Source organism: Tessaracoccus flavescens, assembly GCF_001998865.1.
Classification (GTDB): Bacteria; Actinomycetota; Actinomycetes; order Propionibacteriales; family Propionibacteriaceae; genus Arachnia; species Arachnia flavescens.
Window position 1 is genome coordinate 1,745,825 of the sequence record NZ_CP019607.1, and the last position, 22,624, is coordinate 1,768,448.

Genomic DNA, 22,624 nt, shown 5'->3' on the forward strand with positions numbered 1-22,624 from the left:
CTCAGCGCTCCACGAGCGGCGCGATCCAGCCGGCCGGGTCGGTCAGCACGCCCGACTGGGCGGCCAGGCCCGCTCCCTTCGCCGAACGCAGCGGCGCCTCCGAGACGGTCTCGACCTCGATCCCTGAGTGCCGCGCCCACATCACGCGGACGCCCAGTTCGTCGCCCAGTGGGCCGCTCAGCCACGGCTCAAGAACGCCGAGGTGGCCGCCGAGGCGCACCGTCGAGACGTCGAGCAGGTTGAGGGCGGCGCCAAGCGCGATGCCGAGCGAGCGGGCCGCGTGCTCGATGGCGGCAAGCGTCCTCGGATCGCCAGAGGCGGCAGCCTCGACCAGCGCGTCCATCGTCGGCTGGCCCGCGGCGGCGAGCAGGAAGCGGGCGCCCGCCACCGTCTCCAGGCAGCCGTTGGCTCCGCAGCCGCACAGCGCCCCGTCGGGATCGACGCAGACGTGGCCGAGTTCGCCCGCCCAGCCGTGCCGTCCGGTCATCAGCCGCCCGTCGAGCGCGACGGCCGAGCCGATGCCGACCTCGCCGGTGACGTAGAGGAAGGAGCCGCCCGGATCCTCGCGGATCACCGTGAGGGCCGAGCAGTCGATGTCATTGGCGGCGTGCAGGTCGATCCGCCCGCCGTTGAAGGTGAAGTCCCACAGAGCCGGCGGCTCGGCACCCTCCCAGCCGAGGTTCGGGGCGCGCAGCACGCGGCGTCCGTCGCGGTCGAGCAGGCCGGGCAGCGCGAGGACTGCACCGGAGACCCGGACGTCCTCGCCCGCCTCCTCGCGCAGGGCCTCCTCCGCGAGCGCGGCAAGCGCCGTCATCGCCTCGGCAGGCGTCATCGCCACCACGTCGACGTCGCGCTGGGCGACCGAGCGCACCTCGCCCCGCAGGTCGACGACGGTCGCGACCAGCCGCTCGACGTTGACCTCGAGGCCGAGCGAGATCACCGTCCCGCCACGCAGGCCGAGCGGGACCGCTGGTCGGCCGCGGGCTCCCGCCACCGTCTCGCCCTCCTCAACCAACTGACCGATCACCAGGTCGTCGACCAGCCGTGAAACGGTGGAGCGGGTCATGCCGAGTTGGTGGGCGATGTCGGCGCGCGAGATCGAGCCGCTGTTGGCGACGATCCTGCCCAGCACCAACGCTAGGTTCGCCGAACGCACCGACGACTGGGTCATTCCCGCATCCTGCGTGGTCATCGCTCTCCTTAACCGAGGCCAGTGCGGTTGACATTAACCGCTTCCGGTATAAGTATTATAGAGAAACTAATTGGGACGCAGTAGTCCCGAAACCGTGAGAGAGGCAACGCATGCGCACTCCGACCCCTGAAGACAAGTTCTCCTTCGGTCTCTGGACCGTCGGATGGACCGGCACCGACCCCTTCGGCACCTCAACGCGCCCCGCGCTCGACCCGTGGGAATACGCTGACAAGCTGGCCGAACTGGGGGCATGGGGCATCACCTTCCACGACAACGACGTCTTCCCGTTCGACGCCACCCCTGAGGTGCGCCGCGACCGGATCGCGCAGCTGCGCGACGTCGCAGACAAGTCGGGCCTGACCATCGAGATGGTCACCACCAACACCTTCACCCATCCGCTCTTCAAGGACGGTGGCCTCACCGCAAACGACCGCAGCGTGCGCCGCTTCGGCCTGCGCAAGGTGCTCGACGCCGTCGACATCGCCGCCGACTGCGGAGCCTCCACGTTCGTCATGTGGGGCGGCCGCGAGGGTGCCGAGTACGACTCGTCGAAGGACCTCTACGCCGCGCTCGAGCGCTACAAGGAGGGCCTCGACACCGTCGCCGGCTACATCAAGTCGCAGGGCTACGACCTGAAGATCGGCCTCGAGCCGAAGCCGAACGAGCCGCGCGGTGACATCTTCCTGCCGTCGATCGGCCACGCGCTCGCGCTGATCGCCGACCTCGACCACGGCGACATCGTCGGGCTCAACCCCGAGGTCGGCCACGAGCAGATGGCCAACCTGAACTACACCCACGGCATCGCCCAGGCGCTGTTCAGCAACAAGCTGTTCCACATCGACCTCAACGGCCAGAAGGGCCTCAAGTACGACCAGGACCTCGTCTTCGGACACGGCGACCTGCTCAGCGCCTTCTTCACCGTCGACCTGCTGGTCAACGGCTTCCCGTACTCGCCCAACGCCCCGCGCTACGACGGCCCGGTCCACTTCGACTACAAGCCGTCGCGCACCGAGGGCATGCAGGGCATCTGGGACTCCGCCAAGGCAAACATGGAGACCTACCTGATGCTCGCCGACAAGGCCCGCGCCTTCCGCGCGGACCCCGAGGTCGACAAGCTGATGAAGGAGAACGCCGTCGACCAGCTGGCGATCCCGACCATCGCCGAGGGCGAGTCGCTCGAGGACTTCCGCAGCAACGTCGAGGAGTTCGACGCCGACGCCGCAGGTGCCCGCGAGTACCGTTTCGTCGAGCTGTACCAGGCCGCGCTGCGTCACCTGATCGGCTGACCCACCCTCCGACGGGCCGGCTCATCGCATGACGATGGGTCGGCCCCGTCGCGCATGTCCACCGGTGTCAGCGGCGCATCCCTGGGGACCAGAGGCATACTAACGCCGTGGAATGGTTGCTCGCGGCGCCGCCCCTGCTGGGGCTCGGGCTTGTCATGGGCTTCTCGCCCACCCTGTACGGCTTCTCGCTGCATGCGCTGGCCGCGGGGCGCGCCGGGGCGGTGCGGTGGATGAGCATGGGCCTGCTCGCGGCGTCGACGCTGCTGGTCGTGCTGTTCCAGTTCGTCGATCCCCAGAATCTGATGAGGGTGCTCAAGGGGCGCATCGACGCGTTCCTGCTCACCCGCTGGGTCGACCTCGGGGCCGCCGTTCTGCTCGGCGTGTGCGGGGTCGTCCTGCTCGTGCTCGACCGCAACGACCGCACCCGACCGCCCAAGGGGCACCGGCCGACACCGGTGACACACCAGGGACGGCGGGCGTTCGGGTTCGGATTCGCCAACACCCTGATCGGGTTCAGCGGCGTCGCGACGATGTACGTCGTCGGCCGCGTCGCCTCAGGCGTGAGCCCCCACCTCTGGCTCAGGGCGCTTGCCTACCTCGTCTTCGTCATCGCGCTCGTCGGGCCGTACCTGCTCGCAGCCTGGGCGTGGGTCCGCTATCCGAGGTTCGCCGAGAAGGCGACCGCAGGCTACGAGCGGCTCCTGCACCGCGATCTCCGGACCCCGATCGCGATCCTGATCCTCGTCGTCGCACTGGCGTTCGCCCTGACCGGGCTGTGGCCGCGGTCGGTCGCCTAGCCAGGGGCTCAGGTCACTCGAGGGAGTCGACGGCCGCGGCGTAGCGCTCCGCCAGGTCGTCCAGGTCGGCGCGGTGGTCGTAGATCCGGCAGCCGTGCTCGCCTGCGGCGATCCCCTCCTCGGCCCACCGCTCGCGCGCGGCGACCATCAGGTGCTCGGGGAGCCTGCCGTCGCGGTTGACGACCCGCCACCAGGTCACGTCGGAGCCGAACTGGGACATCACGGAGCCGACCACCCGCGCCGTCGTGCCGACGATCCCCGCGAGGTCCCCGTAGCTGACCACCGAGCCGGACGGGATCTGCTCGACCGCCCTCAGCACCCGCTCGGCCAGCAGGTCGAACGAGCCCTCACGCGGTGCCGGATGCACGGCTCAGTCCACCTCGACGCCGAGGACACCGGGGAGCACGTCGTCGATCCTGCCCCGGACCACCTCGTCGGCGATGTCGTCGAAGGGCGTCTCGGAGTCGTTGACGATGACGGCATAGGCCCCGTGGTCCTTCGCGAGCGGGAAGAGGCCCGCGACGGGGTAGACGCCAAGCGTGGTGCCGACGGCGACGATCGCGTCGCAGTCCTCGACGGCGTTGACCGCGGCCTCGAGCACGTCGGCGTCGAGCACCTCCTCGAAGAGGATCACCGTCGCGCGGGTGATGCCTCCGCACTTCGGGCAGCGGGGGTCCTCCTCGCCCGCCTCGACCCGGGCGACCATCTCCTCCATCGGCCCGGTGCTCCCGCACAGCTCGCAGCGCCACGTCCGCATCGACCCGTGGACCTCGAGCACCGCCTCCTCGCTGGTCCCTGCGACCTGTTGCAGCCCGTCGGTGTTCTGGGTGACGACGGCGCGCAGCCTCCCGTCGGCCTCCAGCCGGGTGATCGCGCGGTGGGCACGGGTCGGCTTGGCGGCCCAGACGGCAGGATCGCTGCGACGGCGCCATGCCGACTTCCGCACGTCCTCGTCGCGCAGGTACCAGGAGAGCGTGGAGACGAGCTCGGCGTAGGGGTCGCGCGTCCACAGGCCCTCCGGCCCGCGGAAGTCGGGGATCCCCGCCGCGGTCGACAGGCCGGCGCCGGCGAGGATCACGATCCGGCGTGCCTCTGCGAGTGACGAGATGCTCATGCCCCAAACCTAGTCGCGGTCGACGCTGGGCGAGGGGAGCGAGATGAGCACTTTTCCGGGTTCGTTGCGCGCCAGGCGGGGTGGTAACGATGCCAACGCAAACGAGTCCCGGAAAGTGCTCATCGCGACAGCCCTACTCAGGTCCCCTGGCGAGGTCCGAGATCAGGGAGGCGGTGCTGCTGGTGGGCGGGTCGAAGGTCAGGGACGGCTCGTCGTCGACCGACAGCGACAGCACGACCGCCTCGATCAACTCGTGTTCGGCGATCTGACGCTCGATGTCGCGGAGCCGACGCGCGACGTCGTGCTCGGCGTCGTCGCCGGTCAGGTCGACCTCGGCGACCAGGAACAGGCGGTTGGGCCCCACGTACTCGATGTGCAGGTAGGTGACCCGCGAGACGCCGGGGGAGTTGAGCAGGGCGAGGCCCGCCGCGTCGCGCAGTTCCTTCGACACGGCCGTCCCGACGAGGAACGCGAGGTTGCGCTGGATCAGCACGATCGCGACGATCCCCAGCAGCACGCCGACGGCGATCGAGCCGATCGCGTCCCAGTAGGCGAAGCCGGTCACCTGGTGCATCAGGATCGCCCCGGCGGCGAGCGCGAGGCCGATCAGCGCGGCCGCGTCCTCGAAGAAGACTGCGCGCAGCGTCGTGTCCGAGGTGTCGAGCACGTAGTCGAAGGTGCGGCGGCCGCGGCGACGGGCCAGCTTGCGCGACCGCAGCAGCGCCTGGGTGAAGGAGGCCCCCTCGAGGATGAAGGCGATGCCGAGCACGATGTAGGCGATGGTCGGGCTCTCCACGGGTGCAGGGTTGTTCAGCTCCTGGATGCCGTGCGTGATCGACACGATCGAGCCGGCCGTGAAGATGCCGAACGCGGCGATCAGCGACCAGACGAAGCTGCTGCGCCCGTACCCGAACGGGTGCTTGACGTCCTTCTCCCGGGCGCCCGAGCGGTCGGCGACGATCAGGAAGATCTCGTTTCCCGCGTCGGCCCAGGAGTGGGCAGCCTCGGCGACCATGGCGGCCGATCCCGTGATCACGGCGGCGATCGACTTCGCGATGGCGACGAGGATGTTGGCGACAAAGGCGATGACGACGGTCATGGCGGCTCCTCTCCTGCTGGCTCAGCGTATTGCCTGCAGGCGACGGCGGGGCATGGATCGACGGGCGCGTCGCCGCTGGACCTCCCGCCACAGAAGCCTTACCTAACCCCACCTCCAGGCAATAGAGAAGCCGGTGTTAGCGTAATTTTCATGAGTCTCGTCGATCGCTTCGCCCGCCGTCGCTGCAGCACCGCCGAGGCTCTCGCACGGACCGCCACCCGACCGCTCGACGTCCTCCCGACGGGAGAGGCCGCCCCCATCCTCGGGTTCGACCGCGATGACGTCGTCACGAGGCGCCTCTTCGACCTCGGCTTCACGCCGGGGGAGTCGGTCGAGAGGCTCCGGCGCGCCCCGCTCGGTGACCCACTCATGTTCCGGGTCGGAGGCATCGAGATCGTGCTGCGCCGCGCCGAGGCCCGTCGCATCCTGGTCGCGGCATGAGCCACTGCGCCCCGGAGAGCACCGCGACCCTGCCAGGAGCTGCCCGGATCGCCCTTGTCGGCAGCCCCAACGCGGGAAAGACGACCCTGTTCAACGCCATGACCGGACTCCGCGCGAAGACCGGCAACTACCCCGGCGTCACCGTCGCCCGCTACGAGGGGCGCGTCGATACCTCAGGCGGCCCACTCGTCCTCGAGGACCTGCCGGGCACCTACTCACTCGACCCGATCAGTCCCGACGAACACATCGTCACCGAGGTCCTGGACGGCGCAGACGACCTGGCTGGCGTCATGGTCGTGGTCGACGCCACCAACCTGCGGCGCGGGCTGGGCCTGATCGCCCAGATCCAGCAGGCAGGCGTGCCGACCACCGTCGTGCTCACCTTCCTCGACGAGCTGCTGCGCCGCGGCGGCAATATCGACGCCCAGGCGCTCGCAAGGGCGCTCGGGGTCAACGTGGTGCCCGTCGTGGCAGGCGACCGGCGCGGGGTCGAGGCCCTCCGCGGCAAGCTCGGCGAGACCGCGGCCTGGCCCGCCCCACCGGTCGCACCGCCCGTCGAGCCCGAGGAGAGCGTCGCGTGGGCCCGCTCGATCCTCGCGGCAGCCCACTTCCGCGCCCCGGAACCCGACTCCCGCACCGGCCGCGTCGACGCCGTGCTGCTGCATCCCGTGTGGGGGACGCTGGTCTTCTTCGCGACGATGTTCGCGTTCTTCCAGACGATCTTCGTGGTCGCCGCCCCCTTCCAGGGCTGGATCGAGCAGGCCTTCGCCTGGCTCGGCGACGTCGCCCGCGCCGCGATCCCCGTCGACTGGCTCGCCGCCTTCGTGGCAGACGCGCTGCTCGGCGGCGTCGGAGGGGTGCTCGTCTTCCTCCCGCAGATCGCGCTGCTGTTCGTCCTGATCTCGCTGCTCGAGGGCACCGGCTACCTCTCCCGCGCCGCCTACCTGATGGACAAGGTGATGGCCAGCGCAGGCCTCGAGGGTCGCGCCTTCGTCGCGCTGCTCAGCTCGGTGGCCTGCGCGATCCCGGGGATCATGGCCACACGGACCCTTCCCTCCGCCAAGGACCGGCTCGCGACGATGATGGCCGCCCCCCTGATGACCTGCTCCGCGCGGCTGCCCGTCTACGTGATGCTGATCGGCATGCTCGTCCCCGCTGAGGCGGGCTGGGGGCCGGTCAAGGCGCAGGGGCTGATCATGTTCGGCCTGTACCTGCTCGGTGCGGTCGCTGCGATGACGGCGGCCTGGGTGTTCAAGCGCTTCCTCGGCCGCTCCGGCACCCAGCTCCCGTTCTACATGGAGATGCCCTCGTACCGATTGCCGCGCCTGCGCACGGTCGCGTTCTCCGTGATCGACGCCTGCAAGGCCTTCCTGAAGAAGGTCACCTCGATCATCCTGCTCACCACCGTCGTGCTGTGGGCGCTGCTCAACCTCCCGCTGCGAGGGGAGGCCGAGCTCACCGAGGCCGGCGTCGACCCGACCGACAGCGTCGCCGTCACCGCCTACACGCTGGACAACTCGGCCGCCGCCTGGCTCGGCCACGCCGTCTCCCCGGTCTTCGAGCCGCTCGGCTTCGACTGGCGCGTCAACGTCGGCGTGATCTCGTCGCTCGCCGCCCGCGAGGTCTTCGTCTCGACGATGGGCCTGGTCGCCTCCGCGTCCGACCCGGAGAACCCCGCGGAGGCGCTCGCGACGATGACCCACGGCTCGGGGCCTCACGAGGGCGAGCCGGTGTTCACCCCACCGACGATCGCCGCGCTGCTGATCTTCTTCGTCTTCGCCATGCAGTGCATGTCGACGCTCGGCGTGATCAGGCGCGAGACCGGAACGTGGTGGTGGCCGTTGATCGCCTTCACCTATCTTGGAGTGGCGGCCTGGCTGATGGCCTTCCTCGCCCACTCGATCGTGGAGGTGTTGCTGTGAAGCGCGCGATCCATCCCCAGGCTGTCGCCGACGAGCCGCTCGCGGTGCGCTGGGTCACCGACGTCGACCTGCCCGTCGGCCGCGTGCTGGCCGCCCCCGGCACGGTCGGCCCACTGCTCGAGTTCGGCGTGTTGACAAAGCTCTTCGTCGAGCCCGACGGGGTGTGGGCCTGGCTGAGTCCCGCGCAGAGCTGGGCCGAGCACGGCCCCCGCATCCGAGACGCCATCGCAAAGGCGGTCGACCTCGACGGCTGGCAGATCGAGGAAGGCTCGGCGGAACTGCTCGGCCTGATCGCCCGCGAGGTGCTCGACGGCGAACTCAAGAGCTACGTCGACTCCCACGGCGGCCACATCACCGTCGCCGATACCACCGAAGACACCCTCACGCTTAACTTCGAGGGGGCCTGCGAGGACTGCCCCGCGGCCGCCTCCACGCTGCACGACCGGATCGAGGCTGCGGTGAAGCGCCGCTATCCGGGGCTGAAGCGGATCGAGCGCAGCGGCGGCCCGCAGCGCGGACGGGGTTTCCTCGGGCTGCCCCGCCGCTGAGTCCGGGTCAGCTACCCCGGACGAGCAGGGAGCCGACCACCACGACGGCGACGGCGCCCATCGCGACGAGGGCCGCACCGCCGAAGCCGATCCACCCGAGCACGACTCCCGCACCCTCTGCCGGTCACGGCTGCTGACAGGGGACAAACCCGCGTCCCTTCGGTGTCCCCGATGGGACGCATGCGCGTCCTCAACGAGACACCCGCGCGTCTAGTTGTACTGATCGGACAGGTTGGTTGAGTGGGTGTGATCTGTGATCTGACACGAAGGGAGGGCCCCCGCTGGTTGGGTGGGACTTGCGAGTTACCAACCACCAGAAAGGGTCCTCTTGTTTCACACACTACCGCTGCCTTGGCTCCTCGCGCTCGTCTTCGGGTCGCTCAGCTTGTCGTGGATAACGGGGCCTTGCCCTCGGTTCTTGGACACGGGGGTTGATTACGCGGCTTCGGTGAGCGTAGCAGCGTTGAGGGATTCGTAGGCGACTGGTGACTGGTAGCCGCACCATGAGTGGCGTCGGCGGGTGTTGTACCTGACGAGCCAGCGGAACACTTCCCGGCGGCAGGTGTCGGCGTCGGGCCAGCAGGCGGCGTCCTGGAGGACCTCGCGTTTCAGGGTTGCGTTGAACGACTCGGCGAGCGCGTTGTCCGCGGACGTGGCGACGGCGCCCATCGACTGGGTCACGCCGAGCCGTTCGCAGAGCCCGGCGTAGTCGCGGCTCGTGTAGACCGCGCCGTGGTCGGAGTGGAACACGGCCCCGTCCAGCGTCCCGCGGGTCGCGAGAGCGGCATTGAGCGCGTCCTCGACCAGGCTGGTGCGCATGTGGTCCGCGACCTGCCAGCCGACCAGCCGGCGGCTGTGGCAGTCGATCACGGTGGCCAGGTACAGGTTGCTGCCATCGGCCAACGGCAGGTAGGTGATATCGCCGACGTAGCGCTGATTCGGCGCCTCCGCGGTGAAATCCCGACCCACCAGATCCGGGACCCGCCGATGGGTCTGCTCGGGAATGGTGGTGCGGACCCTGCGTCGCTTCTGATAGCCGCGGATGTCGTGCTCGCGCATCACCCTGGCGACCTTCTTGTGGTTGACCCGCTGCCCGGCGGGCCGCTGGTCGTTGAGTTCCGCGGTCGCCCGCGGAGCCCCGATCGTGGTGTCCGCGGTGTGGATACCGCGGATCTCGGCCGCCAACGCGTCATCAGCGGCCGCTCTGGCCTGCCTCGCGGGCGCGGCGGCCCGCCAGGCGTAGGACGAGGATCGTTCGATCTCGACAAGCTCACACAACCGCTTCACCTCGAAGGCGTCCTGGTGGTCGGCGACGAACTGGAAGCGGTTCACCAGCGCGTCTCCCCGGCGAAATACTTGGCCGCCGATCGGAGGATATCGCGCTCGGTGGCAAGCTTCGCCGTCTCGGTCTCCAACTCGACCACCCTCGCCCGAAGCCTGACCAGCTCCTGCTCCGCAGTCTCGTCAGCGTCCGTCGGCGGCGTGGACGACTTCGGCTACAACGGGCTCCTGGTCGGCGTGCCATCAGCGGCAGTCTTCCTCCCCGTGCCGTACAGGTCGAGCCAGTGACGCAACGTCCCCCGCTCGACCCCCAGATCGGCAGCGATGCCACGCACCGTCGCCCCCGGCGTGGACTCGTACAAGTCGACAGCCTGTCGACGGAACTCATCAGAGAAGTTCTTTCGTGCCATAGTTCCTGATCATCTCGCTTCCCCAGCAAATGCTGGATTCAGCGTGTCCAAGAACAAGGGTCAGGGCCCCCCGCCCGCATAAAGGGACACGATCATGTCATCCAAGCCGCCGACCCGGCGGGAGCCCTTCGGGACCAGCATCGGGGTGAAGGTCCCGTCACGGTCCCTGGGGATCGCCAGATCCACGTCACCGACGCTGGTGGACACCGTCTTGGCTGAGGAGCCGTTACGGGCTCTTCATACCTGCGGTGGGTCGAGGTTGAGTCCGCCGCCGATGAGGAGCATGCGTAGTCGGTAGTTCTCGCGGTTGCGGAAGCCTCTGGCGATGCGTCGGTGGAGCTCGATGAGCCCGTTGATGCTCTCGGTGCCGCCATTGGATGCGCGGCCGGTGTCGAAGTAGGCCAGGAAGGCGTCTTTCCACTGTCTGAGGGTGCGGCCGAGTCGGGCGATCTCGGGGATCGGGCAGGAGGGGAACCCGTCGACGACTTGCTCGGCAATCTGGCGGCCCTTGGCTGGGTCGGGGTGGGCGTAGGCGGCTCGAACCTTCTGGGCGCACTGCCAGGCGACGTGGACGGCGTCGTGGCGGTCATCGGCGGCGATCGCCGCGGCGAGGCGGGCGTGTTGCTTGTCTGTGAGCCGTTCGGCCGCGCAACGCAGGATGTTACGGATCCCGTAGAGCGGGTCGCCGGAACGACCCCGGTGGCCGTGGATCTCCTGCTGCACGCGGCGGCGGACCTCATCTACGGCCCGGCTGGCCAGAGCGACCACATGAAACGCATCAAGGACGGCGGTGGCGTCGGCGAGCTTGTCGTCGATGGCGTTCTTGTAGCCGCGAAACGGGTCCAGGGTGGCGACCTCGACCCCGGCCTTGAACCCCTTCCCGCGCTGGTCGAGCCACGTCTTGTACACGGTGCCCGAACGTCCCGGCACCAGATCGAGCAGCCGGGCATGGACGCGTCCGTCCTTGTCACGAGTGAGGTCGACCATGCCGGTGAGCTCCTTGGGGCCACGCTTGCGGGGGCTCACGTGGTGCCACAGGTGCTCATCCACCCCAAGCGTGGTCACGCCGGCGAACCGGGACTCATCAGCGGCGGCACGCTGCAGGATCGGCTCGATGCTGGTCCACACAGTCCGCCACGTGGTGGCCAACTGCCGAGCCAGCCCGGCGATGCTGGCGTGCTCGCGTCGGACCTGCTCGGTCGCCCAGCGACACGCCCGGGTGGTGAGCATCGCGCGTGGCTTGGCGATCTGTTCGTCCTGCTCGGTGAACACCCCTACGGGACAGGACGGCTCGGGACACGTCCACGTGCGTTTGCGCCAACGCACGCGTGTCGGGGCTCCGAAGCAGGGGATGTCGACCAAGGTGACCGTCCGTCGGCCATGGCTGCGGGCTACCACCCCGCAGGTCGGGCAGCCCATCATCGCTGGTGGGGACTCGACCTCGACCACCAGCCCGGCAGGTCGCCGGTCCACTCCGATGACGTGCACGCCGGGCAAGCCGACCAGACGGTCACAGTTGTCGCAGTAGGCGTCGTCATGGGGGCAGCGCGCAGCACACGTCGTAGGCTCAGACACAGTCGGGGTCCTCGGTGGATAAGAAGCTTGGTAACTCCTGATCCTGAGGGCCCCGACCCCTACCTCAGCCCACCCCGCTCACCCGGCGTGTCGCCCCCGACCCACCGCAAGTACGAAGAGCCCCGTTACGTGAGTTCGGGAACGCCGCCGCATCGGGATCGCCCTTGTCGTATCCGAGGTGCTCGCTCAGTTCGGCCTGGAGTCCGCGTTCAAGGCCGGCCTTGATCAACTGCTGGATCAGGCCATCCCTGCCGTCGAACTGGACCTCGCCGGCATCGATGCGCGCATAGAGATCATCCAACGCTCCAGAGGCCTCCAACGCCTCCACGCCCGCCCTCTGAGCACGGCGCCGTTCATCACGAGACTGCTTATCAATCATGGACATCAGTGTGTCTGCTTCCTAATCAGGAGCCACCCCTTACACAAACCATCTGACACCCTCGCTGGGAGCGATCTGCACGCCTGCTTCCCGCAGGACCCGGCAGATCGGCTCGACTCCGAGTTCACGGCCCTCCACGATGCCGCGACCGGCACCTCACGGGCCCCTACCTGATCTTGCGGTCGAGCTCCGCGGCTGCGAAAAAAGCTGCGCTTGTCTTCAGGATCTCGTTGGCTCGGCGCAGTTCCCGGACCTCGCGTTCCAACTCGTTGATCCGGGTCTGATCGTCGGTGGTGATCCCTGGACGGAGCCCGTCGTCGACCTCGCCGTGACGGACCCAGTTGCGGAGTGCTTCGGGGTGGATCCCCAGCTGGTCAGCGACACGCTTGATCGCGCCACGACTCGTCTCGGGGTCCTTCCTCGCATCCAACGCCATCCGCGTGGCCCGCTGCTGCAGCTCGACGCTGTACTTCCTCGGTGGTGCCATAACTCTCATCCTTCACTGGTTTGAGAGCCTCCACCAGACCCGGGGCGATTCACTCTCGGTTTCTTTGTGTTAGTGGGTAATGGCTAATTGACGCCTAGCCGGTAATGGCTAATCGACGCCTAGGCGCACCACTTACACAAAGTTCCGGACAGACCCGCCACCGAAGAGGAACTCATTTGATCGGCCGAATTAGGTCCCCCTGCAATACATACGGCGAAGGGATAATCGAAATCCCGAGCCGGCTGGAAGTAAGTGCAATCATTGCGCTCCCGAACCAAAATCCCAAAGGCCCATCGGAGAACCTCTCCACTCGCGTGAGCCTTCTATCAGACAGCGAGCGCAGGATCCGCGGCGAATCGTACAACGGTGCCGTTGATGAGTCCTCGCCGCCTGGCCTCGAACCCAGCAGATCGACCATCTCAAACGGATTCTCAGTCGACGCAAACTCGCTCGTGGACCCATCTGTCCAATCGAAGAGAACACCACGGGCGATTGGAACTCCACTCGACGGGTCCATCACGAGTCGCCGACGCATCCCAGACAGCTTCTTCCCCACAAGAGAGCCGCACTCCGGCACCTCGACGCTGCTACCAAGGAACGACGAATAGAGGGTGGGTTGATTCGCGGGCGGGACATGGAGCATCAAATCGTCTGCATTCAGTTCGACATCGAGATAAATGTCACTTCCGAAACGAAGGCATACCCCACCGAGATCGCCATAAGAGTAACTCTCCTGTACCTCCTCAAGCCTCTCCCCAACTAGAGTGTTGAGAAGGTCATCCGAGGAGACTCGAAACGAATAGAAGCCGGGATCCAGACCGTAGTCCGGAAACTTCGAGTCCACCCGAATCCCATCTGGCGTCGGGACGAACACCAGATCACGTCCGTCATCGAACGACAGGGCCAAGTCGTCCGCGCCCCCAACTCCCTCGTCAAAACTGTACGCACGTTGCACAGATCGGCAAGTGCGTCCAATGAACGATCGCACGTAGTCCATGCTTACCCTACCTAACATAGAAACTGACAGCCTTGGCCCAATGACCATTGTACTTCGTCGGAAACATGCTGATATACTCGCCGCTCGTCTTCACCCACAGGAGATCGTCTCCCTTCCGCATCATGATCACGGGGTCGTTTTGTCCCCTAATGGTCCCGACTCTGATCTCGTCCGGATCCGTGTAGACATCGTCAATCCTATCCCGGTACCACTGCTGGTCCACGGGATTGTGGTGAGATCTAACACGCACTCCGTCCGTATAGTTCTTGATGTGCTTCTTTGCATGTTTCCGGTATTGCGTCGGATTGAACGACAAGTCTGGCATGGCAGCGAGGGCTTGCGAAGCCAAATACCCCGCCGCCTCTGATGATGCGACCGATGTGACCGTGGGTATTCCCCCACTGAAGACTAGGAGGGTTTCTGCTGATTTGGAGTAGTAAAGTGCGAGGACGAACAAGGCCCCAGCCGAGGCGGTCTGGACCGGCGACCCCAGGACCGTGGGAAGATCAGGACTATTAACAGATGGGACAACCAGTGGCACCGGGGTTGGGGTCGCAGTTGGTGTTGGGGCCGCAGTTGGTTTGTCCTTCCCGCCGCCGGAGCTCGACTTGCTGGTGTACCTGTGCTCGGTGCGGGTCGACCCCTTCCTGTAGTAACCCGTACTCTCCTTGGCGACATAGCGTGTGGAGGTACGGGTGGTCGTCTCCCTGGTGGGCAGCGTGACGGGGTTGGTCGTAACGCTGGTGACGAGCCAGGGCGAGTCGGGGTTCTGGTGATACAGACGAGGGTTCAGCCCGGTCGGGTCGCTGCTGTTGATGGGATCACCGGCTGTGTAGGAGTAGCCGTTCAGCGTGTTCGCAACGTAGGGTGACATGATTGGGTCTACCGACAGGAAGCGGCCGTTCTTGGGGTTGTAGACACGGGCCCCCATCTGAACGTAGCCCGTGGACGCATCGGTTGCTTTGTCGAGGTAGGTGTGGTCGGTTTGCCATGCGCCAATGGTGGCGATGTGGTTGCCGAACGGGTCGAGCATGCGCCACGCGGTCTGGTTAAGGTCTGCCCAGTTGACGGCCACGGTGCCTGTTCCCAGGTGGTCGCTGTCGAGGGCTTGGAGCACTGTCGCTCCAATGCGTTGGGCGACGGTCTCGCCCGCGTGGCTGTAGAAACGGGTGCCCGTCTTTGTGCTGGTGCCGGTCAGCCTCAACTCGCCGGCCGGCGTGTAGATGGTTGTGCCTGCCGGGTCCTTGCGGACGAGGATATTACCGTCGGCGTCGCGAATGTAGCTGGTCGTCTTCGTGCCGTTGGCGACGGTGACGAGTTTGCCTTGGGCGTCCCAGGTCAGGTTCTCGGTGACGCTGCCGGTGACAGTCTTGGTGGTGTTGCCGGCGGCGTCATAGGTGTAGTTGCTGGTGGTCGTGGTCGAGCCCGTCACACTGACATCGCTGGCGACTGCGTGCTTGGGGCCTGTCGTGGCGAGTGTGGACGTGGTGGTTGTGGTGGCTGCTGGGAGCTCGACGACCTTGTTGCGGACCAGTTTGGTGCGCACACCGGCGTCGTTGTAGGTCCATTGATGCCAGATAGGCAGCACGCCGCCAGTGGTCTTGTTCGTGCTGGTCGGGTTGGCCTTGCACGAGTCCGTGGATGTCCATCCCTCGGTGAGCCGCATGCGCGTGTCGTAGCGATAACACATCGTTCTGACGCCAGCTGGGTTCGAGTAGTTCATCGACGTCGAGGCTTTGGTGATCAGGCCAGCCGAGTTGCGCGTGTACGCGTTGAACTGCACCTGCGGGCGGTTCGAGTTGGCATTGAACGCTGTCGAGTCGATTGCCAGCGTCTCGGAATTGTAGACGTAGGCCTTGCTCAGCGAGTCGCCCTCGTGTCCCACTCTGTTGCTGACCAGGCCGAGCGCGTTGTAGGAGGTCTTGGTTACGTACTGCTTTGCTCCGACCACAGAGTAGGGCTGACCTTGCGATGTATATGTGCGGGTGAGCGTCTCGGCAGGCAAGCCCCCCAGCGCCGGTAGCGCCTCAGTCGCGGTCTGGCCTACGGAGTTGTAGGTGGTGGTCTTGGAGTATGTGCCAGCAAGAGTCCCCTGGCTCGCTGGGATGATCGTCGACATCCCAGTGGGTCTCGCGTAGGTGTCGTAGCCGTTCACCTTCTGCACATAGGCGTTGGCGGTGTCGCCGTTGGCGTAGCTGCGTGATTCCGTCAGAAGCCCGGGTCGCAGTGTGTCGTAGGTCCAGGTCGCGATGGTCTTGTCGCCTACGCCGCCCACGACCTTCGTGGTACGGCCAAGGGCGTCATAGGTGAACTTGAGCGTGCCGGCGGAACCGCGGGCGTCCACCGAGGTGAGTTTCTGGCCGAGGTGGTTGTAGGTGGTGGTGGACGTGCCTGTGTCGGGGTCGACGGCCTTGGTGCGATTGCCGGCCAGATCATAGGTGTAGGCCCAGACGGCACCGGTTGGGTCGGTGAGTCCTGTCTGCTGTCCTACGGCGTCTGTGGTGAATTTGGTGGTCTTGTAGGTGCCGCCGGAGAAGGTTGCACCGCTGATGGTGGGGGCTGTGACGTAGTCGCGCTTCTCAAGGGTCTGCCCGAGGGCGTTAACCACTATTGAGTTGATTCCGAAACCGCCCGGGGGGACAACAAGTGTCTGGTTGCCTGTGTAGAGGGTCTTTGTTCGGCGGGTCTCTGTGGTGCCCTTGTATGAGACGGCGTCGGTGATGCGGCCGGCTCCGTCGTAGTAGTTCTGGGTGCGCGAGTCAATCGCCGACTCGGTGGTCAACACAGGGGTCCCGGAGGGGGCACCTGTGGTGTACCAGTGGTTCCAGGTCTTGGCGACCTGGCCATTCGAGTTGTAGAAGGCGTTGTCGACGATGCGACCGCCTCCAACAGCATCAGCCTGGGTCTGGATCTGTTGACCGAACGCGTCATAGATGGCGATGGTGGTGGTCTGCGTTGCAGTGGTACCGGAGATCTGTGTGGTGGTCTTGGTTGTGGTTGTCTCGGGTGCGGTTCGGCTGATGGTGTAGCTGTAGGTCCGCGTTGCGGGGCCGGTCTTGGGGAAGCCAGGTTCCCAGACCGCAGTGATGCGGCCGAGGGCATCGTAGGTGGCCTCGGTGCTCTGCCCCGAGACACCTGTCTCCTTGATTGACTGCCCGTCGATGTTGTAGGCGGTGGAAGCTGATTGGCCGAGCGGATTCGTGGTGGTCACCGTCTCGATGGGTCCACCTGACGTTGGTGAGTAGTTCGTCTTGGACACGCGTCCCGTGGTGTCGCTGGCTGACGTGTAGGCTGTGCTGGAGATGATGCGCCCGGCTGCGTCATAGGACGCAACAGCGCGAGCCCACTCGGTAGCCGAGACGGCGGTCTCTGTGCGGGTGGCGCTGCCGGGGCCGGTCACCTGTCCGAGTGTGGTTGAGCCGTCGTAGAAGATCCGTGCCCCGCGTAGCTGTGTTCCGGTTTCGGCGCATGTTCCGGCGGTGGTGGTCACCTCTGCGGGAAGGGCGAGGATGTTCCTCGCGGTGTTCTGGGCGTAGCTGGTCCGAACGCAGCTCGAATCAGCGTTGCTCCCCGTTGTGCTGACCGCGGTCGGTCTACCGAGCGCGTCCAGCGTGGAAGTGATCGTGCTGGTCAGATTCCCGCCAGTGGTGATCGGGGTGATGGTGCGCTGGGTGGTGACTCCGATCACGTTGGAGGTGAGGGCCGAGATTCCGGTACGGGCGCGGGTCGCCGTTGCGGGCTTGATCTCATAGGTGGTGAGCGACTTTGCCAGCGGGTTCGCAAGATCCGTGTGTGAGAGGAAGGTCTGCGTCTCGTAGGCTGCGCCGGCCAGTAGGTCGAAGTCGACGATGTTCTCGCCCAGCGAGTTCTGTCGCGTTACCGATGCTGTTCCGCTCTCTGTCTTTCCGCTGTGCAGGCCTCGGAGGTAGTAGGTGCGCGTCACGTTGAGCTTGTCCGCAGTGCCGTTGGTGGTGTTGGCGGGGTCTCCGAAGAGGGTGTCGACGTACTGGTAGCCGCGGAACTGGCCCCAGGAGCGATCCTTGGCCTTGGTCAGCTCGTTGTCGTCGTAGCGCCAGGCCGGTGTGCCGCCGTAGTTGTAGCGGTAGCGCTGCGCGGGTGAGTTGCCAGCCAGGTCGAAGATATCGATGTTGGAGACGAGATACTTGTGGAAGAAATCGATCGACGGCTCACTGGCACCCGGCGTGGTCCACTTCACAGGGAAACACCGCCGCGTATTGGCTGACAGGTCGCCGGTGGGCAGACTGGTAGGCGAGCAATCCTGCGGGGTGTAGGTGACCTGCGTCTGCAGCCCCACTTCGTCGCGGATCTCACGCAGGCGCATCATCGGCATGGTGTCGCCCACGACCCGGTTCTCGTTCATGATGTGGGTGAACTCGATCGGGTCGCGCGTGATGGCTTCTCCAGTGGTGGAGTAGCTCGTGTGTGTGATCGAACTCAGCCACAGTGATGTGTCGACTGCGCTGGGGAAGCTATGACCCAAGGCGTAGGAGTCACGTGTCAGCCAGGTCCCTCCGCTGGTCAGGATCTGCGTGTAGATCTTGGTGATGCGTCGCTGGTTCCAGAACGTGGGCGATCCCACCATGCAGGTCCCGGTGACTTCGCACTTCAGATCGCGCGGTGTGTCGGGCCAGCGTCCCTTGTTGTTGGTGGTGAACAGCGACGGGTCGCAGGCGAAGTCGGCCGTGGGCATGCACCGCTCAGCGTGCTCGAACACGACGCGCGCTCCAACCGGAGACCCATAGATCGAGTTGTTCTCGTTACGAAGGCCGTAGTCAATACGCAGCGGGATGCCACCGCGCGTGTACTGCATCCGCGACGATCCTTCGTAGTAGTTCATCTCCTTGTTGTAGTAGTAGGCCATGGCATTGCCGTAGGTGTCCTCGGCGTAGTCCAGATTCCAACGCCAGCCCTGGACACACTTCGACGACTCAAAGTCGGCGGAGTTGTAGCAGGGATCCCCGGCAGCAGCGCCGTAGACGGGGACGCTCCAGGTCGACTGCGTCAGAGCCTGATCGGTGCGCCCAGGGAGCGCCTCTCGCCCGAAGAAGTACTGCATGCCGTCGGGGGTGGTCAGCTTCCAATGCTCGCCGTTGAGAACTCCATTGGGAGCACCGGTGAGCTTCTCGATCCGCGTGCCGTCGTCCTTCTTCAACTTGAACACGCCGGTGGCGTCATCGCGGACGATCTCGGCGGATCGATCCCCGAAGTTGAGGAACAGTGCCTCGCCTGCCCAGCACAGATCGCCCTCCCCTGGCTTCGGGTGCTCGGGGTGCGAGTCGCAGGTGACGTAGCGGCGCTCGATGAAGCCTGCCTCGTAGCCCCAGCCCTGACCGATCAGGCCGGCCTGGTTGTTGGTCGTGCGGACCCGACCATCCACAGTCGACGAGTTGTAGGACAGGCCAACGGTGGGTGCGATCGCCCCCTGCAGCGCCAGATCAGGAACAGCGAGCGGGTAGGACCAGCTGAACTCGCCGGTCGAGCCACCCGTGGACCAGGTCGAAGACGGCGCGAGCGGCTGCGCGGCGTAGCTGCCGTTCTCCCCGGACTCTGCCGCGGCCACAGCCATCAACGTGCTCGCACCCGACAGCCCCGACACACTCAGAGTCTTCTCGGCAGTCGGTGCCGCATCGAGGACCGCGACCGGCTTGGAACACTGCGGAGCATCAGGTGTGGTCGCATAACAGGCAGGCAACTCCACCAGCCGTGCCCTGTCGATGTCGGCCAGCAGGCCAGCGTCCTCGAGAGCTTCGAGATCAACCTCGATATCGGTCTCGGCCGTCTCGGAAGTGACCTCGAACGCCAGCGCGACCTGTGAATCCGGAACCGCCCCGTCGTCAAGGACATTGATCTCAGCCGCTTCGACGCCCTTCACGCTGATCGGGGTCTCATCGGCCTGGAGCCACTCGCCCGGCTCGCCCGTCACCTCAATGGCGACCGGCTCGATGGGCACCCGCTCAACCACCGGCACAGACTTGTCCGAGCCGCCGCCCTTCGCCTGGGCCTCGGCAGGCATCTCCTCGGCAGGCAATGGCTCCCACTCCTGCACCTCGGGTTTCCAATCCTCAGGGGGTTGCGGATCGGCCATCGCACGACCAGCGCTCAGGCCGGAGGAGATGAGTGCCAGCGATAAAGCGCCAACAGTAAGTCGTTTGAAAGTCCGCGAGGTCGCGCGAGCAGCCATGGGGGGGGGTTCCGATCCAAGAGAGCTGTTGTCAGCACACAACGTACAAACCCTGCTGTGAACTTGCTGTGAAAACGGCAAAACTTGTGCACAAAAGTTCTACGCTCACGATCGACGAACCTGTCGTCACCGTTTCCTGCCCTGTTCACTGGAGCCCTCATGACCCGACCCCTCCGCTTGTGGTGCGCCTCCCTGCTCACCACCGCACTTCTGTGCAGCACGCTCGCCGCACAACCAGCCCACGCTGACCCCACACCTCCGGAGACACCGCCAGTCCCCGCCACAACGGACGCCCCACCAGCCGAAGCGCTAGAAGCTTCCGAGGAAGCCGCAGCGACTGGCCAGCCAGTCGAGATCGTCGAGTGGGCCGACGAGTACACCCGCACCGTCGCGAACCCCGACGGAACCTTCACACTCGAGACCACCCGCGAGGCGAATCGGATCAAGGAGGGCGAACAGTGGGTTCCTATCGACACAACGATCAGCTCGGACAGTGACGGCCGCCTTCGCCCCGAAGCTACAGTCCTGGATGTGAGCTTCTCCGCCGGCGGTGACCGCGCCCTGGCCACCACCACCGCAGATGGGCACGACCTCAGCTTGGAGACCCCCTTTGAGCTGACAACTCCCAGCATCCACGAGAACGTCATCACCTACCCCGACGTCATGCCCGATGTCGATCTTGTCGTCAGCGTCGAGGCCGAGAGCTACTCGCATGTCCTCGTCGTGAAGAACCGTGAGGCCGCCCAGAACCCCGAACTAACTTCACTCGACTTCACCGTCCACACTGACTTGGACTGCCAGCTCTCCGAAGACGGCTCTGCCGTGGCGACCGATGCGGAAGGAGAAGAGATCTTCGCGGCAAGCCCTCCGGTGATGTGGGACTCGACCAGTTCACCCCAAAGCGGAGACACGCCCACGGCAACGACGGCCGGTGACAACCTCACCGCTGTCACCATCGAAGCAGCCGAGGCCCCACAAGCCCGCAGCAGCACAACCACCCTACCCGACGGGTTTACCCTCACCCCTCCAACCGAGGCTCTGGTCGGCCCTGATGTTGAGTATCCCGTCTACATCGATCCCACTTGGTACTCCACCAGCAACTACTTCACGGTCGTCCGCTCCGGCACCACCAGCTACGCCACCGGCGACGACCTCCGGGTCGGCTACTGCAACTGGACCGGATGCAGCCCCGCCTACCTTGCGCGCAGCTACTTCCGCTTCGACGTCTCTGTGTTCAACACCGTCGCAGGCGGCACCCGAGCCAAGGTCACCAAAGCCGTCGTCACCCTCACCCAGACTCACGCCGCCAGCGCTGGGGCAACCCCGGTCATCCTGACGCGCACAACGGGGAGCTTCGGGCCATGGACGGCATACCCTGGGCCGCTCGGAAGCAATCTCTCCACGGCATCCACTTCCGCGACCGGCCCCTACGAAATCAACCTCGACGCCACCGCGTACGTCGACTCCACCGTCTACCAGCAACTCGACTTCGTCGGATTCGGACTCAGAGCATCCAACGAAGCAGACCCATACCAATGGAAGAAATTCGCAAACAACCCTAAACTCACCGTTACCTACGCCTACCCGCCCGCCGTGCCAGCAGCAGCCACCGTCTCGACCCCCTACGGCCTGACCTGCACTGGCGCAGGAATCCCATCCAGCACCGTCAAGATCTCAGCCTCCACCAGGATCTACGGCCCCACATTGCCCAACCTCGTCTACACCTTCGCCATCTACAATCAAGGCGGCAGCGTCCTTGCCACGCCACTCAAGGAAAGCGGCTCGGTTCCCAGCGGGCAGACCGCAAGCGTGACCGTCACCCTTCCTGACGGTAAGTACTACGTCCGGGTCAAGGCCCGCCCAGTCATCACCGATGGAGCCGCTTTCGAGTCTGCCTACTCGGAGCACACACTCTTCGCCATCGAGACAGCAACCCCGCCCGTACCTGAAGTCTGGTCAACCACCCACCCACAAGGCCAGATAAACACGAGTGGCGTAAACCTCGGCGCTAACTTCACCGACAACGTGGCAAGAGCCGACGGATCCCCCAACGGGTCCATCACCCTGAAGTCCGCCAACGCAGCAGGCTTCCTCTACACCTGGGACGGCGGAAAGACCCCGGACTTCGACGGTTGCACTAAGCCAAAGACCGGCTACATCGCTGCCACCAACGGCCAAGCAACACTGCCAATCCTCGTAAGCCGACCCAAGGGCAACAACTCACTCAAGGTCAAAGCAGTCAACCTCATCGGCCACGCTTCTGCAGAAGCCCCCACCTACAACTTCGTCATCAACAATGCAGGGGTCATCGTCCACTCCGTCGAAGCGGAATCGGTTCTTACCACCACCAACACGCAGGCAACCAGCGCCAAAGCCTCCGGCGGCAAAGTCACCAACGTTACCTTGAACGCCGACCAAAAGGCAACACTCAACTTCACCCCGAGCGGGGTCCCCGGCGGGCCGCAATACTGGGAAGTCCAGTTCGACATGACCGCCAGCGCAGGCAAGACCATCCGATACCAAGTCGACGGCGAGGTCATGATGAACGACGACCCGATCCACGCAGACTGGAGCGCGAACTGCACTGAAGCCACCACTGTCGGAACAAACTCCCTCGCTTACCCGAAACTTGAGCCAAAGATCTGCTGGTCCGACCCCACCTACGGCGGCACCCAATCAAGACGGATCCTCATGACAACAGGTCAAACATCGACGATCTCCCTCGTCGCTCAAGCCAACGGCACTGCAATCAGCCTGGACAAGATTCGCTTCATCTACGTGCCGCCGCAGGGCAGCTAAGCTAAGGGACAACTCTTTCCGGCCTATGGAGCCCCGTCACGCCCCAACCAGGCATGACGGGGCCCAACCGCGTCAGGGCCGTACCGGGAACCAGT

General features: G+C 65.6%; 14 protein-coding genes and 3 pseudogenes. 6 read left to right on the forward strand and 11 right to left on the reverse strand.

The features are described 5' to 3' along the window. Window position 1 precedes the first annotated feature (1 nt). The gene (locus BW733_RS08310; protein ID WP_077349586.1) at window positions 2-1,192 is read right to left on the reverse strand and encodes an ROK family protein; all 1,191 of its coding nucleotides are present in this window, start codon (window positions 1,190-1,192) and stop codon (window positions 2-4) included. 110 nt (window positions 1,193-1,302) lie between these two features. Here BW733_RS08310 and xylA point away from each other — a divergent pair, with 110 nt between their 5' ends. Both xylA and BW733_RS08320 read left to right on the forward strand, forming a co-directional pair. Further along, window positions 1,303-2,478 (forward strand): xylose isomerase, encoded by a 1,176-nt coding sequence (gene xylA, locus BW733_RS08315; protein ID WP_077349588.1) that lies wholly within the window; start codon window positions 1,303-1,305, stop codon window positions 2,476-2,478. A 107-nt stretch (window positions 2,479-2,585) separates the two neighbouring features. Further along, a complete protein-coding gene (locus tag BW733_RS08320) occupies window positions 2,586-3,275 on the forward strand; it encodes a hypothetical protein (RefSeq protein WP_077349590.1) in 690 nt (229 codons plus the stop codon). Window positions 3,276-3,288: 13 nt separating this feature from the next. Here BW733_RS08320 and BW733_RS08325 read toward each other — a convergent pair whose 3' ends face one another. From BW733_RS08325 to BW733_RS08335, 3 genes are all read right to left on the reverse strand, one after another. Next, window positions 3,289-3,642 carry an MGMT family protein gene (locus BW733_RS08325; RefSeq protein ID WP_077349592.1) on the reverse strand — a complete coding sequence of 118 codons (354 nt, stop codon included), beginning with the start codon at window positions 3,640-3,642 and terminating at the stop codon, window positions 3,289-3,291. Window positions 3,643-3,645: 3 nt separating this feature from the next. Then, on the reverse strand, window positions 3,646-4,389 hold the full coding sequence (locus BW733_RS08330) for an SIR2 family NAD-dependent protein deacylase (RefSeq protein WP_077349594.1): 744 nt from the start codon (window positions 4,387-4,389) through the stop codon (window positions 3,646-3,648). A gap of 133 nt (window positions 4,390-4,522) precedes the next feature. After that, window positions 4,523-5,488 (reverse strand): cation diffusion facilitator family transporter, encoded by a 966-nt coding sequence (locus BW733_RS08335; RefSeq protein WP_077349596.1) that lies wholly within the window; start codon window positions 5,486-5,488, stop codon window positions 4,523-4,525. A gap of 150 nt (window positions 5,489-5,638) precedes the next feature. Between BW733_RS08335 and BW733_RS08340 the strand changes: the two genes are divergently transcribed. Genes BW733_RS08340 through BW733_RS08350 form a run of 3 tightly spaced genes read left to right on the forward strand, consistent with a single transcriptional unit; the run spans window position 5,639 to window position 8,399 of the window. After that, window positions 5,639-5,929 (forward strand): FeoA family protein, encoded by a 291-nt coding sequence (locus tag BW733_RS08340; RefSeq protein WP_077349598.1) that lies wholly within the window; start codon window positions 5,639-5,641, stop codon window positions 5,927-5,929. Next, window positions 5,926-7,851 carry a ferrous iron transporter B gene (gene feoB / locus BW733_RS08345; protein WP_077349600.1) on the forward strand — a complete coding sequence of 642 codons (1,926 nt, stop codon included), beginning with the start codon at window positions 5,926-5,928 and terminating at the stop codon, window positions 7,849-7,851. Before BW733_RS08340 ends, feoB begins: the two co-directional genes overlap by 4 nt. Continuing rightward, entirely contained in the window at window positions 7,848-8,399 is a 552-nt protein-coding gene (locus BW733_RS08350; protein WP_161490183.1) for a NifU family protein, read from the forward strand. Before feoB ends, BW733_RS08350 begins: the two co-directional genes overlap by 4 nt. Before the next feature lie 435 nt (window positions 8,400-8,834). Here BW733_RS08350 and BW733_RS08355 read toward each other — a convergent pair. From BW733_RS08355 to BW733_RS08385, 7 genes and pseudogenes are all read right to left on the reverse strand, one after another. After that, a pseudogene (locus BW733_RS08355) lies at window positions 8,835-10,090 on the reverse strand (IS3 family transposase). Between the two features lie 69 nt (window positions 10,091-10,159). After that, window positions 10,160-10,324 (reverse strand): annotated as a pseudogene (locus BW733_RS08360) (transposase); the annotation flags it as partial. 3 nt (window positions 10,325-10,327) lie between these two features. After that, window positions 10,328-11,665, reverse strand: a complete 1,338-nt coding sequence (locus tag BW733_RS08365) for an ISL3 family transposase (protein ID WP_202970205.1) — start codon at window positions 11,663-11,665, stop codon at window positions 10,328-10,330. Window positions 11,666-11,786: 121 nt separating this feature from the next. Next, window positions 11,787-12,044 (reverse strand): annotated as a pseudogene (locus BW733_RS17850) (IS256 family transposase); the annotation flags it as partial. A 166-nt stretch (window positions 12,045-12,210) separates the two neighbouring features. Next, a complete protein-coding gene (locus tag BW733_RS08375; RefSeq protein WP_161490184.1) occupies window positions 12,211-12,531 on the reverse strand; it encodes a transposase in 321 nt (106 codons plus the stop codon). 172 nt (window positions 12,532-12,703) lie between these two features. Further along, on the reverse strand, window positions 12,704-13,528 hold the full coding sequence (locus BW733_RS08380; protein WP_152024630.1) for a hypothetical protein: 825 nt from the start codon (window positions 13,526-13,528) through the stop codon (window positions 12,704-12,706). Between the two features lie 7 nt (window positions 13,529-13,535). After that, window positions 13,536-19,730, reverse strand: coding sequence for an RHS repeat domain-containing protein (locus BW733_RS08385; protein WP_077349612.1), 6,195 nt, complete (start codon window positions 19,728-19,730; stop codon window positions 13,536-13,538). Window positions 19,731-19,889: 159 nt separating this feature from the next. Between BW733_RS08385 and BW733_RS08390 the strand changes: the two genes are divergently transcribed. Then, complete coding sequence (locus BW733_RS08390; RefSeq protein WP_077349614.1) at window positions 19,890-22,529, forward strand: hypothetical protein; 2,640 nt, start codon at window positions 19,890-19,892, stop codon at window positions 22,527-22,529. Window positions 22,530-22,624: the final 95 nt, after the last annotated feature.

Excerpts from the sequence above, each read along its gene's own strand:
- BW733_RS08340 (WP_077349598.1), top strand. The coding sequence starts at position 5,639 with ATGAGTCTCGTCGATCGCTTCGCCCGCCGTCGCTGCAGCACCGCCGAG.
- BW733_RS08385 (WP_077349612.1), bottom strand. The coding sequence starts at position 19,730 with ATGGCTGCTCGCGCGACCTCGCGGACTTTCAAACGACTTACTGTTGGC.
- BW733_RS08335 (WP_077349596.1), bottom strand. The coding sequence starts at position 5,488 with ATGACCGTCGTCATCGCCTTTGTCGCCAACATCCTCGTCGCCATCGCG.
- xylA (WP_077349588.1), top strand. The coding sequence starts at position 1,303 with ATGCGCACTCCGACCCCTGAAGACAAGTTCTCCTTCGGTCTCTGGACC.
- feoB (WP_077349600.1), top strand. The coding sequence starts at position 5,926 with ATGAGCCACTGCGCCCCGGAGAGCACCGCGACCCTGCCAGGAGCTGCC.
- BW733_RS08380 (WP_152024630.1), bottom strand. The coding sequence starts at position 13,528 with ATGGACTACGTGCGATCGTTCATTGGACGCACTTGCCGATCTGTGCAA.
- BW733_RS08375 (WP_161490184.1), bottom strand. The coding sequence starts at position 12,531 with ATGGCACCACCGAGGAAGTACAGCGTCGAGCTGCAGCAGCGGGCCACG.
- BW733_RS08390 (WP_077349614.1), top strand. The coding sequence starts at position 19,890 with ATGACCCGACCCCTCCGCTTGTGGTGCGCCTCCCTGCTCACCACCGCA.
- BW733_RS08330 (WP_077349594.1), bottom strand. The coding sequence starts at position 4,389 with ATGAGCATCTCGTCACTCGCAGAGGCACGCCGGATCGTGATCCTCGCC.
- BW733_RS08310 (WP_077349586.1), bottom strand. The coding sequence starts at position 1,192 with ATGACCACGCAGGATGCGGGAATGACCCAGTCGTCGGTGCGTTCGGCG.